The sequence below is a fragment of the Pedobacter sp. genome (assembly GCF_045628745.1).
Classification (GTDB): domain Bacteria; phylum Bacteroidota; class Bacteroidia; order Sphingobacteriales; family Sphingobacteriaceae; genus Pedobacter.
Window position 1 is genome coordinate 1 of the sequence record NZ_JAZQPU010000038.1, and the last position, 15451, is coordinate 15451.

Sequence of the window (15451 nt, forward strand, 5' to 3'; positions counted from 1 at the left end):
ACCTCAGACAAGTATGATAAAGCTGGTCCTGACGTGGTAAAAAACTATTTTCCTTCAGACCATACCCATACCAATGAAGAAGGTGCAAAGATCAATGCTGCCTCTGTTGTAGAAGGATTAAGGAATTTGAAGAAATGTCCACTAAAAGGTTACCTTCTGGAAAAGTAGCCTTCAGTATTGTTTAAAGGCCTTTATTTTGGGCTTGCAGGACACTACAGGTTGCCATTTACGTGGTTTAATCATATAATCGTGGTTGAAACCATTTATATTATCGCAGCTCTTGTGTAATTAATATCCTCAGGAGCTGCCACGAACACACAATTATGAACAACCAAATCAAATTAAAGGGTATTGTTTTTCTTGCATTACTCACTTGTGTAACCGCAATTAAGGCGCAGAAAACACCATCAAAAAAGTCTGTGATGGCTGTCATGGAGAAAACTAATGCCTACTTTATGAAGAAATGGCCTGATCCGGGCCTTGCTATTACCACTAACAAAACACGGTCAAGCAATTTATGGACCCGAGCGGTTTATTATGAAGGCTTAATGGATTTATACAAAATCAATCCTAAGCTTGCTTATTATAAATATGCTGAAGAATGGGGTGTAAAACATAACTGGGGTTTGCGTGGTGGTGTGGAAACCAGGGATGCCGATAACCAGGCTTGTGGACAAACTTATATTGACCTTTACCTGATCAATAAGGATGAAACAAGAATCAAAGACATTAAAGCCTCTATGGATTTAATGATGAAATCTGGTAAGGTTGATGACTGGACCTGGATTGATGCTTTGCAAATGGCAATGCCTGTATTTGCCCGCTTAGGGGTTATCTACAATGATAATGCATATTATGAATACATGTATAAAATGTACATGCACTCTAAAGATGTGCAGGGCGGTGGTCTATACAATGCTCAAGACCGCCTTTGGTGGAGAGATAAAGATTTTGTACCTCCTTATAAAGAGCCTAATGGCGAAGATTGCTATTGGTCACGTGGAAATGGCTGGGTGGTTGCTGCTTTAGTAAGGGTATTGGATATCATGCCAGAGAATGCCCCTCACCGTGAGGAATATGTCAAAATGTTAAAAGATATGCTGGAAGCATTAGTGCCTTTGCAAAGACCTGATGGCTTTTGGAATGTAAGTCTGCATGACCCTAATCATTATGGTGGTAAGGAAACTTCAGGTACTGCATTATTTGTTTATGGCATGGCCTGGGGAATAAATAAAGGCCTTATTGATAGCAAGGTTTACAAACCTGTATTGGTTAAAGCCTGGAATGCAATGGTGAAGGATGCAGTAGTTTCAGATGGCTCCCTTGGTTTTGTGCAGGGTACTGGTAAAGAGCCTAAAGATGGACAACCGGTAACGTTTGTAAGTAAACCAGATTTTGAAGATTACGGACTTGGTTGTTTCTTGCTTGCAGGAACTGAGGTTTATAAAATGAAATAATAAGCCATGTACAAAAAGAAATTATTATTCCTGTGTGCCCTTTTTTGCTTGCCTTTGCTGAGTGAAGCCCAAAACATTGGGAGTTATAAAGCAGGCTTTAAAAAGCAGGGTAACCAGGTTTCTTTTGAGACCACTACTGCGAAAGTTAGAATTGACCTTTGCAATGATGGCCTTTTCAGGGTGAGAACAACCTGGAATGAAAACTTTGAGCAGGATGAAAAACTGATGGTCGTTAAATACGATTGGCCATTGGTGCAGGCTTCATCTGCAGATCAAAAGGATCACTTCCTGCTGCAGACTGCTAAAATTAATATCAAAATATCCAAAGCTCCTTTTCGCATTGATGTATACGACAAAGCAGGTAAACTCTTGTCTGCTGATCAGGGTGGCCTAGGCTCCATCACTAAAAATGGTGATACCGTAAGCTGTGCTAAAGTGCTCCAAAAGGATGAACATATCTTCGGCTTTGGCGAACGAATGGACTTTTTAGACCGCAGAAATAAAAAGCTTAACTTAAACGTAGGTCGTGGTAAAGGCTTACCTCACCAGATTGGTGCTTACAATATTTTAGAGGCCAATTATTGTCCTGTTCCTTTTTTTATGAGCACTAGTGGTTATGGTTTGTTTTTCCATAATTCTTTTGCCACAGAATGGGATATGGGTGCCAGCAAAAAAGACCGCTATAGCTTTAAAGCAGTAGATGGTGAAATGGATTATTACTTCTTTTATGGCCCTGATTTTCCGGCTATTCTGGATCAATATACTACATTAACGGGTAAATCGCCCATGCTTTCAAATTTTGCCTTAGGTCTTCACGTTGGAACCTACGCCGGTGGTACCTGGGGGCATGAAAGCGAAACCTCAACAAGTTATGTCATTGCGCTTGCTAAAAAATACAGGGATATGGGTATTCCTGCAGATTTACTCTGGATAGACTCCACATGGAGGTTATTTGGTGAAAATGGTGGTAAAGGGGCTACTTCCTTTGAATGGAGAGAGACCTTTAAAGATCCTAAATCGATGTTCGACAGCATTTATGCTATGAATTACAAAATGGTAGGCTTGCACATCAGGCCACGTTTTGACAATGCTAAAAAGCTGAACTTACTTGACCAGGCCCGTGAAAAGGGATTTACTTATCCTGAAGACGGCAAACCCGGAGAGTTTGTAAACTTCTTTGATGAAAAGGCCGTTGACTGGTGGTGGCAGAATGGCGTGATGCGCGTTGCTAAGCTGGGTGCTAAATTTCTAAAAACTGACGAAGGCAGTGCCTTCGGTGCACTGGCCAATGAAAGTGATAAAGTAGGGCCAACAGGTAAAGATGCTGAGCGCCTGCATAATGTTTTTCCACTGGCCTATGCGAAAGCACCTTTCGAAAAATTTCAGCAGCTCAATAACATGCGCGGGTTAAACCAAACTCGTGAAGGTTATGCAGGGATACAGCGTTATCCTTATCTTTTTGCTGGCGACTGGCCAAGTGAGTGGCAATATTTTGCACCTGTTATTAAAGCGGGCCTCAACATTGGTCTTTCAGGCGTGGGCTTATGGGCACATTGCATGGGCGGCTTTGAACATGTGGCAGATCCTGAATTGTATATCCGTTGGGTGCAGTTTGGAATGTTCAGCCCTATAGCCATGGTTTTCGGTATGGATCATGCCGGTTATAAAGAACCATGGAACTATGGTGAAGATGCCTTGCGCAACTTTAAAAAGTATGACCTCCTGCGTTACCGCATGATTCCTTATTTGTACACTGAAATGTATAAACAGCATACCACTGGTTTACCTTTAATGAGGGCCCTTGTATTGCATAACCAAGATGACGAAAATACTTATGAAATAGGCGATCAATATATGCTGGGTGATCAGCTGATGGTGAGCCCGGTAACCACAAAAGGTGCTGTAACCAGAAGTATTTATCTTCCAAAAGGACACTGGTTTAACTATTGGGACGGCAAGGAATATAAAGGTGAACAATATATACATGTGGTGGCACCTTTAGATACCATTCCATTATTTGTTAAGGGTGGTGGTATTATTCCAATGCAGCCGGAAATGATTTTTAGCGGTGAGAAAGCCGTTGACGTCATCACTTTAGCTATTTTCCCTTATCAACACTCGTCGTATAACTTGTATGAAGATGACGGCTCAAGTTTAGCTTATCAAAAAGGGCAGTTTGCATTAACAAAAATAAGCAGTAACCACAGTGCTACAGCTTTTCAATTATCTATTGCACGCCCTGCCGGACAGTTTAAACCAACAAAACATACCTACCTTGCTAAGGTTCAATGGAACGGTAAGAAACCAACGCTAATTACAGAAAATGGTAGCAAGCTTGTAGAATCAAGTAGCCTCCCTGATGGTAAAAAAGCAGAATGGTATTTTGATGAAACAAGCAAAGTGTTATGGATTTCCACAAAAGGCAATAATAGCAATAACATTGACATCAGCGTTAAATAAATTAACAAAAGATTTTAAATCAAAAAGCGATGAAAGTAGCCTTTAAAATGAAGTTAAAACCCGGATGCCGTGAAGAATATATCAAACGACATAACGAAATATGGCCTGAACTTTCAGCTTTGCTGACGGCCAGTGGGGTGAGGGACTACTCCATCTTTCTGGATGAAGAAACAGATGTTCTTTTTGCTGTGCAACAAAATATAGGACAAGGATCTCAGGATCTGGGAAACACGGAGATTGTACAACGCTGGTGGGCACATATGGCTGATTTAATGGATACCAATCCGGATCAATCTCCTGTAAGCAGTCCACTGACGATGGTATTTCACCTCGATTAACGTATTAAAGATAAAGATGAAGAAAACTTTTATAGCGCTGCTTTTTTGTGCTTGCGCAAATATTGCTGTAGGGCAAGTACCTCAATCTAAAATTTCACCATGGCCAGTGCTGAAGAAAGAAATGCAGCCCTGGACTCGTTGGTGGTGGATGGGAAATGCCGTAGATGAAAAAGGTCTTGCTGAGGCCCTTACAACTTACCATGATGCAGGTATAGGTGGCGTGGAAATTACGCCCATTTATGGAGCTAAAGGCTTTGAGCAGCGCTATATTGATTTTTTATCGCCCAAATGGATGAGCATGCTGAACTTTACCGTTACTAAGGCTGCTTCCTTAAATATGGGAGTGGACATGAATACGGGTACAGGATGGCCATTTGGTGGTCCGCAGGTCACACCGGAATTTGCGGCATCTAAATTTATTGTACAGCAATATCAATTGCAGAAAGGACAGTCGCTCAAAGAACCCATTATCCTAAAAGACCCGGCCCAGCTTAAAAATGGTGCGGTTTTACAGGCTGTAACTGCCTATGGAAAAAATGGTGCAGTACTCAGTCTTTTTAATAAAATAGACCAAAATGGACAGCTTAAATGGAAGGCTCCATCTGCAGATTGGGAAATTTATGCTTTGTTTTCTGGTAAAACATTGCAAGCTGTAAAAAGAGCAGCACCCGGTGGGGCAGGCTTTACCCTTGATCACTTAGATCAAACAGCAGTAAACGTTTATTTGAATCGGTTCGACGAAGCATTTAAGGGCAAGTCGCCGGGAGTAAGGGCATTTTTTAATGATAGTTATGAAGTTTATGGTGCCAACTGGACCCTTAATTTCTTGAAAGCTTTTAAAGAGCTGCAGGGATATGACTTATCGCAGCACCTTAAAGATTTTACCAGTAAAGATTCTACCAGCATAAACTTAGCAAGGTTGAAATCTGACTATCGCGAAACCATGAGCATCATGCTGCTGGATAATTTCACTAAAAAGTGGACCAATTGGGCGCATCATTATCAAAGCATCACGAAAAACCAAAGCCATGGTTCTCCGGGTAACTTAATCGATCTTTATGCTGCGGTAGACATTCCGGAAACAGAAACTTTTGGCTCCAGCTATTTTCCTATTCCGGGTCTGCGCAGAGATAGCGCCGATGTCCGTAATGTTGATCCTGATCCTATCATGAACAAGTTCTCCAGCTCTGCTGCGCATGTAACTGGAAAAACACTGGTGTCATCCGAAACTTTCACCTGGCTTTCTGAGCATTTTAAAACCTCTTTCTCACAGGCAAAACCTGAAGCTGAAGCACTTTTCCTTTCTGGAATTAATCATATTTTCTACCATGGTACCACATACACACCACCGGATGTTCCATTTCCGGGCTGGTTGTTTTATGCATCGACCAATATGGTTCCAGCAAACAGCTTGTGGCCACATTTAAAAGGGATGAATGCTTATTTCAGTCGTTGTCAGTCTATCTTGCAAGCAGGCCAGGCAGATAATGAACTCTTGATTTACTGGCCTGTTTACGACCAGTGGAATAATGCTAAAGGCATGGATATGCCTATGAAAGTCCACGATGTGGATGTTTGGCTGCACCCTACGGAATTTTATAAACAAAGTCTTGTGTTACAACAAGCGGGTTATGCTTTTGACTTTGCCTCTGACCGCATCCTTGAAAATTCAAGCGCTAAAGATGGTTTAGTAAGGACGACAGCAACGGCAGCACCTTACCAAACATTAATTATTCCGGAATTAAAACTAATGCCTTTAAAGACTTTAAAAGCAATCTTAGCATTAGCACAGTCGGGCTCTACGGTTATCTTTCAAAAATTGCCTGAAGATGTGCCGGGTTTAAGTGACCTTGACAATAAGCGCCGGGAATTTAAAAAGCTATTGGCCGAGCTGGACTTTAAGCCGGTAGGTACTGGTATACAGCAAACGAAAATAGGTTCTGGAACAATTTTATTGTCTGCTGATCTTCCCAAAGCATTGGCTTATCACAAGCTGAAAGGGGAGCAATTGGTAGAGAGTGGTTTAAAGTTTATCCGCCGTAAGGTGGCCGATGGAAAGTATTATTACCTGGTTAACCATACGGCTGAAGTAATTGATACCATTATTCCCATTAATCAAGTATCGCCATCGGTGCTGATTTTGGATCCTCAAAGTGGCGATTATGGACTTGCAGCATGCACTGTGAGAGAGAATACTACAATGGTTAAAGTTCATCTGGAGTCTGGTGAGTCATTGATTCTGAAAACAAGCAATGTGCCTCTAAAAGAAAAAAGCTGGGTTTACCTTAATCAGCCGGCAAAGGAAATAACCCTGGCCAAAGGTTGGAAGTTAGACTTTACCAGCGGCGGACCAGAATTGCCCGTTAGTCAGACTCTATCAAAATTAGGCTCATGGACAGCATCAGGTGATGCTAAAGCTCTTGCTTTTTCTGGAACAGCAACGTATACCTCTACTTTTGTACTGCCTGCTAAGTTGAGTAAGGAATATGTATTGAAATTAGGGAAGGTGTATGAAAGTGCACAAGTGTGGATCAACGGAAAAGATGCCGGTATTTTATGGAGCATTCCTTATGAAACAAGAATTGGGCAATACCTGGTTCCTGGGAAAAACACCATCAAAATTGAAGTCGCAAATTTAATGGCTAACAGAATCCGTGACCTTGATCAGAGGAAAATTAACTGGCGTAATTACAATGAAATTAATTTTGTCAATATCAATTACAAACCATTTGATGCTGCAGGCTGGGAACCGATGCCTTCTGGATTAGTTGGTCCTGTAACCATTACCGGATTTAAGTAAAATAGGCCTATCGGGAACGATTGCATAGATTTTTAAGCGGCATTATGCTTTTATTGGAGATAAACTATGTATGTTGGTTTTCATTATATTTTAATCATGAAGATCAACGCATTTTTATCATACCTCCAGGTTGATGAATATTCGGCAGTCCCCAAATATTTACAGCTTACCCAATCGGTCTTAACAGCCATTCAGGATGGGTTTTTAAAGAAACATGATACGTTGCCATCTATTAATGAGTTAAGTTATGAATTAGAGATTTCCAGGGATACCGCCGAAAGAGGGTATAAACATCTTAAAAATTTGGGCATCCTGGGCTCTATCCCCGGTAAGGGCTATTATATCCGTAGCGAGACATACCAGCAAAAGCTCAATATATGCCTTATCTTTAATAAATTGAGCAACCATAAGAAAATTATTTATGATGCTTTTGTAGAAGCCTTAGGCACTAATGTGGCTATGGATTTCTATGTTTATAACAATGACTTTAATGTATTTAAAGACTTGCTCTCTTCAAAAAGCGAGCAATACTCCCATTATGTAATTATTCCTCATTTTAAGCAGGCAGGGGTAGAGGAGTATGAAATACTCAATACGATCCCTAAGAATAAACTGATCTTAATGGATAAAAAAATTGCCGGCATTACGGGTGAATATGCAGGCATATATGAAAATTTTGAAGCCGATATTTACAAAGCCCTGCAAGAGGCACTAGTTCCCCTGGCTAAATACCACACGCTGAAAATGGTGTTTCCGAAAAACAGCTATTTCCCATTGGAAATTACTTCGGGCTTCGCAGCCTTTTGTGAAGATTATGGCTTTAAGCATAAAGTGGTAAATGACCTCCATAATGAAAGTATCAATAAAGGAGAAGTTTTTATCAACCTGATGGAAGATGACCTTGTTACTTTAATTGAAAGAATTCAGTTGCTAAACCTTCAGATAGGCAAAGATGTAGGCTTAATATCCTACAATGAAACGCCTTTAAAAAGAGTTATTCTTAACGGGATTACGACTATATCTACAGATTTCAAAAAAATGGGCTATATGGCTGCAAAACTTATCCTGGAGAATTCAAAAAAACAGTTGGAAGTGCCTTTTTACCTCACCTTAAGAGCATCTTTATAAATACATTAGGGTTAACCGCCTAATTGTAGCCTGTTAACCCTAATAATGTTATTTTACTTTGATTTCTACTCTTCTATTCTGCATTCTTGCTTCTTCGGTATCATTTGAAGCTGCCGGCACTTTTTCGCCAAAACCATTAATCTCAAGGTTTGCAGCGTCAATACCTGCATTTACTAAAAATGATTTTACTGAATTTGCCCGGTCAACAGATAACGACAAGTTATGTTCTGGTGAACCTTCTGCAGAGGAGTGTCCGTTTAAGTCGAATTTTTTAGACGAATCTTTCTTCATTTCCGCTACTACCTGGTCTAAAACCTGGAAAGATGCTGTTTTAAGCACTGCTGAGTTAAACTCAAACAATATGGTGCTGAAGTCATAGTTAGCCTTTACAGGTGCTAGTTCTTGTGGTGCAGGAGGCGTTACTGGAGCCGGCGGAGGTGTTGGTGCAGGTGTTTGTTGTGCTACTGGTGCTGGAGCAGGTTTGGCTGCTATTTTTTTAGTCTTACATGAATACATGGATAAAGACATCGCTACCATAAGGGCAGGTAACACTAGGGCTTTTGTAGATTTCATTAATGTTTATTTTAGATAATAGTACTTGGTAGTTCAAACGCTGAATATAAGAGAAAATGCATATTAAAAGTATTTTTATCCTTAAATTGTTTATATTCACAAGAATAATTATTAATTATTAACGCCCATGCAAGACTTTTTAAATAACGCCGTCCTATGGTTTGGCTTTGGACTGGTTTTATTCCTGCTTGAATTTGCCCTTCCAGGATTCATCCTTTTCTTTTTTGGAATAGGGGCATGGATTGTTGCCTTGCTTAGTCTTTTTACAGACATTTCCATCAATACGCAACTTGCCATTTTTTTAGTGAGCTCGGTAGGTTCTGCAGCACTGTTCAGAAATTATATCAAAACTAAATTCGGGATTGATAAAAAAGCACCACAAATGCTGGAGGATGAATTCGTGGGTAAAATTGCCCTTGCTGAAACTGCTATTGCATCAGGGGTGAATGGTAAAGTAGAGTTTAAAGGAACCTCCTGGGATGCAAGTTCCAACGACCTCATTGCGCCAGGTGAAAGCGTAATCATTACTGCTACACACAGCATTTTGTTAATTGTAAAATCAACCAAAAATATATGACAGCCACAACCATTATTCTTTTTTTATTAGCCGTATTCATCTTAGTAGCCTTTCTTTCTACTTTTAAAGTTGTGCCACAACGTTCCGCATTTATTGTTGAGCGTTTGGGAAAATATAGCCGTACCCTTGAGGCCGGATTTCACATCCTTATTCCTTTTATTGATAAAATTGCCTATAAGCAAAACTTGAAAGAACAGGCTATTGATGTAGCCCCACAGATCTGTATTACGAAAGATAACATCGCTGTTGAAGTGGATGGTATTTTGTACCTACAGGTAATGGATCCTCAAAAGGCTTCTTACGGGATTGATAACTATAGGTTTGCCGTTATCCAGATTTCGCAGACGACCATGAGAAGTGTAATCGGAAAAATGGAGCTTGATAAAACATTTGAAGAAAGGGAAACCGTTAATGCTACAATTGTAGGTGCGGTAGATAAAGCAAGTGATCCATGGGGGATAAAAGTGTCACGTTATGAAGTGAAGAATATTTCTCCTCCTCAAAGTATAAGGGATGCAATGGAGAAACAAATGCGTGCCGAAAGGGAGAAGCGTGCTTTAATTGCTGAATCTGAAGGAGATAAACAAGCCAAAATTAACAGGGCTGAAGGTGACAAGCAGGAAATGATTGCCCGTTCTGAAGGTGAGAAACAACGTAAAATAAATGAAGCCAGTGGTAAGGCCTCAGAGATTGAGATGGTAGCTGTTGCTACCGCCATTGGGATTAGGGAAATTGCCCGTTCCATCAATGAAGATGGTGGTATGAATGCCGTTAACCTGCGTATTGCAGAACAATACCTGAATGAATTTGGTAAACTTGCAAAAACCAATAATACCATGATTGTTCCTGCAGATCTTTCTGACATTGCAGGTGTGATTTCCAGCATTACCTCTGTATTGAATAAAACTAAACAGGAGCTGCCAAGAGGATAAAGTATTTTTGCTAATTTCGCTCTATGTCATCACATCATATTGTCAAAGAAAAACAAGAGCCAGCACTATATATTCACCAATTAGGTGATTTTAGCGAGGAGTACCTTGGCCAGTTGTTAGAGTGGAGCCCTACTTTAATTGTCAATGCTACGGAGTATGAGAAAATCATTAGTATGGGCCTCAAAGTTGACATTGTGCTCAACCCGGTAGAAAATCCAGCTATCTTTCAGGAGAACACTAAAACCATAGTAGGGCCAGGAGATGACTATAATACCGTTTTAAATTACCTTATTGCAGAAAAGTATCCTGCAGTAAACATCATTGGCACAGAAAGTAAACTTGCTGATCTTAGTTATTACATTCCTTTGATTGATCTGGTTTTATTTACGGCCACCAGGAAAACATATGCCATTACTTCGGGTTTTAAAGTGTGGCGTCCTCAAGGAAGTATTTATTATATAGAGGTCAATGCTTACTTTGAGACTAGTAATTTAAGGCAGATTGAAGGTGAAGAGTTTGAAGTGATCAATGATGGATTTGTAGAATTCATTTTTAACAATGCATACCTGCTCATCAGTGAAAAATTATGATCTTACTTAGAAAGGCTAAAGAACAAGATCTACCGGTTATACAGCACATAGCAGCTGTTACCTGGGAGCCTACTTATGTGCCGCTACTGGGCCCTAAGCAGGTAGCTTACATGTTAGACAAAATGTATAGTAAAAGTGCATTGCTAGGACAGCTGATGAAGGGAGATATATTTCTCATTGCAGCAATGAATGGCAAAGATGTTGGATTTGCCTCTTATTCCCTGGAGATTCCAGAGCAGCAGGTTTACAAGCTGCATAAATTATATGTGCTGCCAGCCATGCATGGCCAGGGACTTGGTAAGTACCTCATTAATGAAGTGCTGAATAAAGTGCGTGATGCTGGTGGAAAAACCCTGGAATTGAATGTCAACCGAGCTAATAATGCCAAGGAATTTTATGAGAAGGCGGGCTTTGTCATCAAAGAAACCGTTGACATTGAAATTGGCAACGGTTTCTTTATGAATGATTATGTAATGGCGAAAGCCATTTCCTGATTACTGCGCTAGTTTAGGAATACGGCTCGGCGTATCTACTCCTTTAACAATGCTGATGGCACTTTTAGCAATCGCTTTGATGGTCATTAAAATGTTCTCCGTATCCAGTGTGCTGTATTCATCGCCTACACTGTGGTACAGTTTATCAGTATCAATCTGATCGGTGCTGATGGTATGTGCAGGCACCCCTAAGGAAGCTAAAGTAGCATTGTCACTTCTATAAAATAGGTTTTGCTGTGGGTAAGGATCTTCATGAAAGGTGAAAGGACTGCCTTGCAGGTTTTTCTGCAGGATTTTTCCGAAATCAGACTTGTCATAACCAGTAATGAAGGCCGTGTTTTTTCCAAACTTACTTTCCTTTCCAATCATTTCAATGTTAAACATGGCAATAACATCTTCAGGATTCAGTTGTTCAGAGAAATAACGGGCGCCATAACCACCAATTTCTTCTGCCGTAAAGGCTACAAAAATCAGCGTACGTTCATTATTGTTTAATTTTTTGTAATACTTAGCTAAGGCAATCATTGCCGTAGTGCCCGAAGCATCATCATCAGCCCCATTGGCAATGCTGTCTTGCCCTTGAGCTTCTATAATACCCAGGTGATCATAATGCCCAGAAAAGATCACTATTTCTTTGGATTTTGATTTCCCAGGAATTACACCTGCTACATTGAATAAAGGTGCTTTTTGAATGGTGTTCTTTAGAGATACCTTAAAAGTGGTGGCACCAGTTTCAGGTGTTAAAATAAAGACGGTTGTCATGGCCTCAGCAGATTTAAGGTCTTTTTCATCAACATAACTACCATTCTTAACGCGTTCCTTTAATTGACTAAAGTATTTGGCGAATTTTGCATCCAGCAGTACAATTTGTTGCTTATTGCTACTCAGAATGGCGCGGTACTGAGGAATGAAGGGTTTGCCTGTATCCAACTTTACCACACCTGCGGTTTGGTTATCAAAATTTAAATCAGCGGCTACATTACCTACTGCTAAAATGTTTTCTGCAGCAATGCTTTTGCCGTTTAAGGTAACAGCCGCATTCACAGGTTTTACCTGGTATTTGTAAAAGGTCTGTCTATAGCTATTTAAGCCAGTTAAAGGTTTTAAGCCTATTTTTTTAAATTCACCTTCAATAAAGGTCGCTGCACGGTCAATACCCGGTGTAAAGGTTGCTCTGCCTTGCATGGCATCGCTGCTTAGTGTTTTAATCAGACCATCCACATAATCTTTGGTGATAATTTTATCAATGTCTTGCGCAGATACCTGTGCAACCATCAATAAGAAGATAAGAGCAGAAAATAGTTTTTTTGACATCATTTGTTTTTAAATTGTTTGCATTGTAAAATCGGAAAATAATAAGCCGAAGAGTAAAGATAAAAATAACTAGCTGTCCCAGTCGAATTTCTCTAAATCGCGTTCTGCTTTACCCTTTATAATTTCTTTACGTTTCTCTATTTCTGTTGTTACACGCGTATCCTGAATACCATCAACCACAGTCATTTCATAATCCTTATCCTTTTCAGAATGGTAGACCTGTGTAGTTTCTATGTTCTCCACAGAACGATCATAGGGCCCTCTTGTACTCATTAATTTGACAAAGACGGGCAGACATTCAAAAAAGATAAATAGCATGCCTATAAAAGTGACCGCAAGTGAAGTGTTGACATCACGTGTGCCATCGGGGTTAAAACTCAATTGGCCTAATGCCCAATTGCGATCGGCAAAGCCTGCCACACTGGTCAGGCTGTCTAATTGTTTGCCCGTGTAGAGTCTTTCAGACAAGAGGCCATCAAATTCTTTGCGGTTGGCAATAAAGCTTTCCATGCGCCTGATGTCTGCCGATAGCGTGTCCAGATCCTGCGTTCTTTGCAGTAGCTCTGTTTCCTTTCTTTTTGCATAAGGTCCATAACCCATAATGCCCGAAGTTTCAGTGGTTTTATTGCCAAAAATTTCGAAGTTAAGTTTCTGTCGATCTTCTTTGATACCGTTAGATAAGGAATCTCTCTGTGTTTTCGCTTCCTGCAGCTTGTTGAGCTCGATTGTATATTTCTTTAGGAAGGAATTGTTGAGGGTATCAATGCGACTGCGTTGACTGTTGATGTAACTTACTTTCAATCGTTCTTTAATTTCTTTATCAAAGATCTTTAGTTCAAGTGGACGGGAAATGACGATACCGATCATTATGGCTAACAGAATCCTTGGTGTTGCCTGCCCAATTTGTTTCCAGGTGGATGCATTTTTATCAATACTGGCTACAATGTAACGGTCCATGTTAAAAATAGCCAGTCCCCATAAGAGGCCAAAGAAGATGGCAAATATAATTGCTGAGGGATCGCCTTTAAAGACAAAGTACATGGCATAACCACCAGATAAAGCAGCAAACAGGCCTGTGAAGAAAATCGTTGCGCCGATGCCAATATATTTATTATGCTCTGTAGGGTATTTTTTAAGCGTATCTATATGCACCCCAGCGCAAAACCAGAAAAATTTGGATAAAGAATTCATAACAAGTGTTTAAAATTTATAAAGCCTTTTTATTAAACTCTCGAGAGTGGTAATTGTTACTGTAAAGGACTTAAAATAAATTGGTTATCACTACATTTTTTAGCCGTTATACATCATTTATTTTAATTCAGTATATTTGATAAAAATTAAAATAATGAAAGAAGTTACCGTACAAGAACTTAAACAGAAAATAGATAACAAAGAAGATTTTCAATTGATCGATGTAAGAGAGACTTTTGAATATGAAACTTCTAACCTTCAAGGTGAAAATATTCCATTGGGAGGCTTATTGATTGAGGCTGATAAAGTTTCCAGAGATAAACCAGTTATCATGCAATGCAGAAGTGGTAAAAGAAGTGCTGCTGCAGTAATGCAGTTAGAGCAAATGTTTGGCCTTACCAACTTGTATAACTTAAAAGGTGGAATTTTAGCCTGGCAAGAAGCTTTTGATCCTAATATGCCTGTATACTAAAATGAAAAAACAAATTGCGTTAAACGTATTCTATACCCTGGGTATTATAGCCTCTTTTTTAGGCCTTAAATGGGGTTATGAACAACACAATTACTGGGCTTTGGGCCTATTTGTAGTTACCATCTTACTTTTCCTTTACTTGAAAGTTAAGCTAACACGGGATTTCCGCCAGTCGCTTAAAGACAAAGCAAATCAGCATTAATACCTTCCAGGCCCAGGCCTGGTAGGTTGTTTAAAACAAGTTTACCATCTTTCAGTACTGGATTAGCAAAAGGATTGTTCTTCGTAAGCCATGGCCCATCTAAATCCGCCCAGTCACAAAGGGGTGCTAAGGCTGCTGCGGCCATTGTTGCACAGGAAGTTTCGCTCATACAGCCAATCAAGATCTTCATGCCAAAACTTCTGGCTTTTAAAATCATCTGGTGAGCTTCATACATGCCGGCACTTTTCATCAGCTTAATGTTGATGCCATGGTAAGCACCCTTTAGCTTATCCATATCTGCCAATCGCTGTACAGCTTCATCTGCAAGAATAGGAATCGGGCTCCTGCCAGTTAACCATGCATTGCCATCTAAGTCGGCCTTGTCCATGGGTTGTTCTATTAAAACTACGCCCTGGTCGTGCAGCCAGTATATAGTTTCTATCGCTTTTTTGCGGTCATTCCAGCCCTGGTTGGCATCAACATATAGGGGCAGGTCCGTCAAACTCCTTATGGTATTGATCAGTTCCTTGTCGTTATCTCTACCCAATTTAATTTTAAGCACTTTAAATCCTTTGGCATCAGCAACTTTTTCTCTGATTACTTCTGGTGTATCAATGCCAATGGTATAAGAAGTAATGGGCATTTTCAAGGGATCAGCACCATAAATTTCAGCACATGTTTTATGCTGAATCTTTCCGTTAAGGTCGTTGAGTGCAATATCTATCGCAGCTTTCACTGCCGGGTGTCCTGGTGCAATGCTGTCGAGGTAATTCAATACCTCTTGGAAGTCGAATGGAAATTTAAAGCGTTTCCAGTCTATCTGTTGCAGAAAAGCAGTTGCAGTTTCATAGCTCTCCCCCATGTAAGGCACCATAGAGGCTTCTCCATAACCTTCAAAATTTTCATAGCGCAGTTTCAAAAGA

The 15451-nt window shown here is 40.1% G+C and carries 15 protein-coding genes; 11 read left to right on the top strand and 4 right to left on the bottom strand.

All coding sequences use genetic code 11. The features are described from left to right. The first annotated feature begins 323 nt into the window (after positions 1-323). The 5 genes from ACR2F7_RS01505 to ACR2F7_RS01525 all read left to right on the top strand — a co-directional run bounded on the left by ACR2F7_RS01505 (position 324) and on the right by ACR2F7_RS01525 (position 8183). Positions 324-1457: a glycoside hydrolase family 88/105 protein gene (locus ACR2F7_RS01505; RefSeq protein ID WP_432711841.1), complete on the top strand. Its 1134-nt coding sequence runs from the start codon at positions 324-326 to the stop codon at positions 1455-1457. A 6-nt stretch (positions 1458-1463) separates the two neighbouring features. After that, positions 1464-3917, top strand: a complete 2454-nt coding sequence (locus ACR2F7_RS01510; RefSeq protein WP_432711842.1) for a glycoside hydrolase family 31 protein — start codon at positions 1464-1466, stop codon at positions 3915-3917. A gap of 29 nt (positions 3918-3946) precedes the next feature. Next, entirely contained in the window at positions 3947-4255 is a 309-nt protein-coding gene (rhaM, locus tag ACR2F7_RS01515; protein ID WP_432711843.1) for an L-rhamnose mutarotase, read from the top strand. Positions 4256-4271: 16 nt separating this feature from the next. After that, positions 4272-7055 carry a glycosyl hydrolase gene (locus ACR2F7_RS01520; RefSeq protein WP_432711844.1) on the top strand — a complete coding sequence of 928 codons (2784 nt, stop codon included), beginning with the start codon at positions 4272-4274 and terminating at the stop codon, positions 7053-7055. A 96-nt stretch (positions 7056-7151) separates the two neighbouring features. After that, complete coding sequence (locus ACR2F7_RS01525; protein ID WP_432711845.1) at positions 7152-8183, top strand: GntR family transcriptional regulator; 1032 nt, start codon at positions 7152-7154, stop codon at positions 8181-8183. Between the two features lie 48 nt (positions 8184-8231). Here ACR2F7_RS01525 and ACR2F7_RS01530 read toward each other — a convergent pair whose 3' ends face one another. Beyond that, positions 8232-8756: an OmpA family protein gene (locus ACR2F7_RS01530; protein ID WP_432711846.1), complete on the bottom strand. Its 525-nt coding sequence runs from the start codon at positions 8754-8756 to the stop codon at positions 8232-8234. Between the two features lie 127 nt (positions 8757-8883). Here ACR2F7_RS01530 and ACR2F7_RS01535 point away from each other — a divergent pair, with 127 nt between their 5' ends. Genes ACR2F7_RS01535 through ACR2F7_RS01550 form a run of 4 tightly spaced genes read left to right on the top strand, consistent with a single transcriptional unit; the run spans position 8884 to position 11349 of the window. Beyond that, positions 8884-9333 (top strand): NfeD family protein, encoded by a 450-nt coding sequence (locus ACR2F7_RS01535; RefSeq protein WP_432711847.1) that lies wholly within the window; start codon positions 8884-8886, stop codon positions 9331-9333. Then, complete coding sequence (locus tag ACR2F7_RS01540) at positions 9330-10265, top strand: SPFH domain-containing protein (RefSeq protein ID WP_432711848.1); 936 nt, start codon at positions 9330-9332, stop codon at positions 10263-10265. Before ACR2F7_RS01535 ends, ACR2F7_RS01540 begins: the two co-directional genes overlap by 4 nt. A gap of 23 nt (positions 10266-10288) precedes the next feature. Beyond that, positions 10289-10855, top strand: a complete 567-nt coding sequence (locus tag ACR2F7_RS01545) for a thiamine pyrophosphokinase (protein ID WP_432711849.1) — start codon at positions 10289-10291, stop codon at positions 10853-10855. Further along, positions 10852-11349, top strand: a complete 498-nt coding sequence (locus ACR2F7_RS01550; protein ID WP_432711850.1) for a GNAT family N-acetyltransferase — start codon at positions 10852-10854, stop codon at positions 11347-11349. Before ACR2F7_RS01545 ends, ACR2F7_RS01550 begins: the two co-directional genes overlap by 4 nt. On the opposite strand, the gene ACR2F7_RS01555 is transcribed toward ACR2F7_RS01550, so the two are convergent. Continuing rightward, the gene (locus ACR2F7_RS01555) at positions 11350-12666 is read right to left on the bottom strand and encodes a M20/M25/M40 family metallo-hydrolase (RefSeq protein WP_432711851.1); all 1317 of its coding nucleotides are present in this window, start codon (positions 12664-12666) and stop codon (positions 11350-11352) included. 66 nt (positions 12667-12732) lie between these two features. Then, positions 12733-13854 carry a DUF4407 domain-containing protein gene (locus tag ACR2F7_RS01560; RefSeq protein ID WP_432711852.1) on the bottom strand — a complete coding sequence of 374 codons (1122 nt, stop codon included), beginning with the start codon at positions 13852-13854 and terminating at the stop codon, positions 12733-12735. 154 nt (positions 13855-14008) lie between these two features. Here ACR2F7_RS01560 and ACR2F7_RS01565 point away from each other — a divergent pair, with 154 nt between their 5' ends. Together ACR2F7_RS01565 and ACR2F7_RS01570 are read left to right on the top strand one after the other, a co-directional pair. Further along, positions 14009-14326, top strand: a complete 318-nt coding sequence (locus ACR2F7_RS01565; protein ID WP_432711853.1) for a rhodanese-like domain-containing protein — start codon at positions 14009-14011, stop codon at positions 14324-14326. Position 14327: 1 nt separating this feature from the next. After that, positions 14328-14528: a DUF6358 family protein gene (locus ACR2F7_RS01570; protein WP_432711854.1), complete on the top strand. Its 201-nt coding sequence runs from the start codon at positions 14328-14330 to the stop codon at positions 14526-14528. Here the strand turns inward: ACR2F7_RS01570 and ACR2F7_RS01575 are convergent. Then, positions 14503-15451 (bottom strand): dipeptide epimerase (locus tag ACR2F7_RS01575; RefSeq protein WP_432711855.1); only part of this gene is annotated, 949 nt, incomplete at its 5' end. The genes ACR2F7_RS01570 and ACR2F7_RS01575 overlap by 26 nt on opposite strands.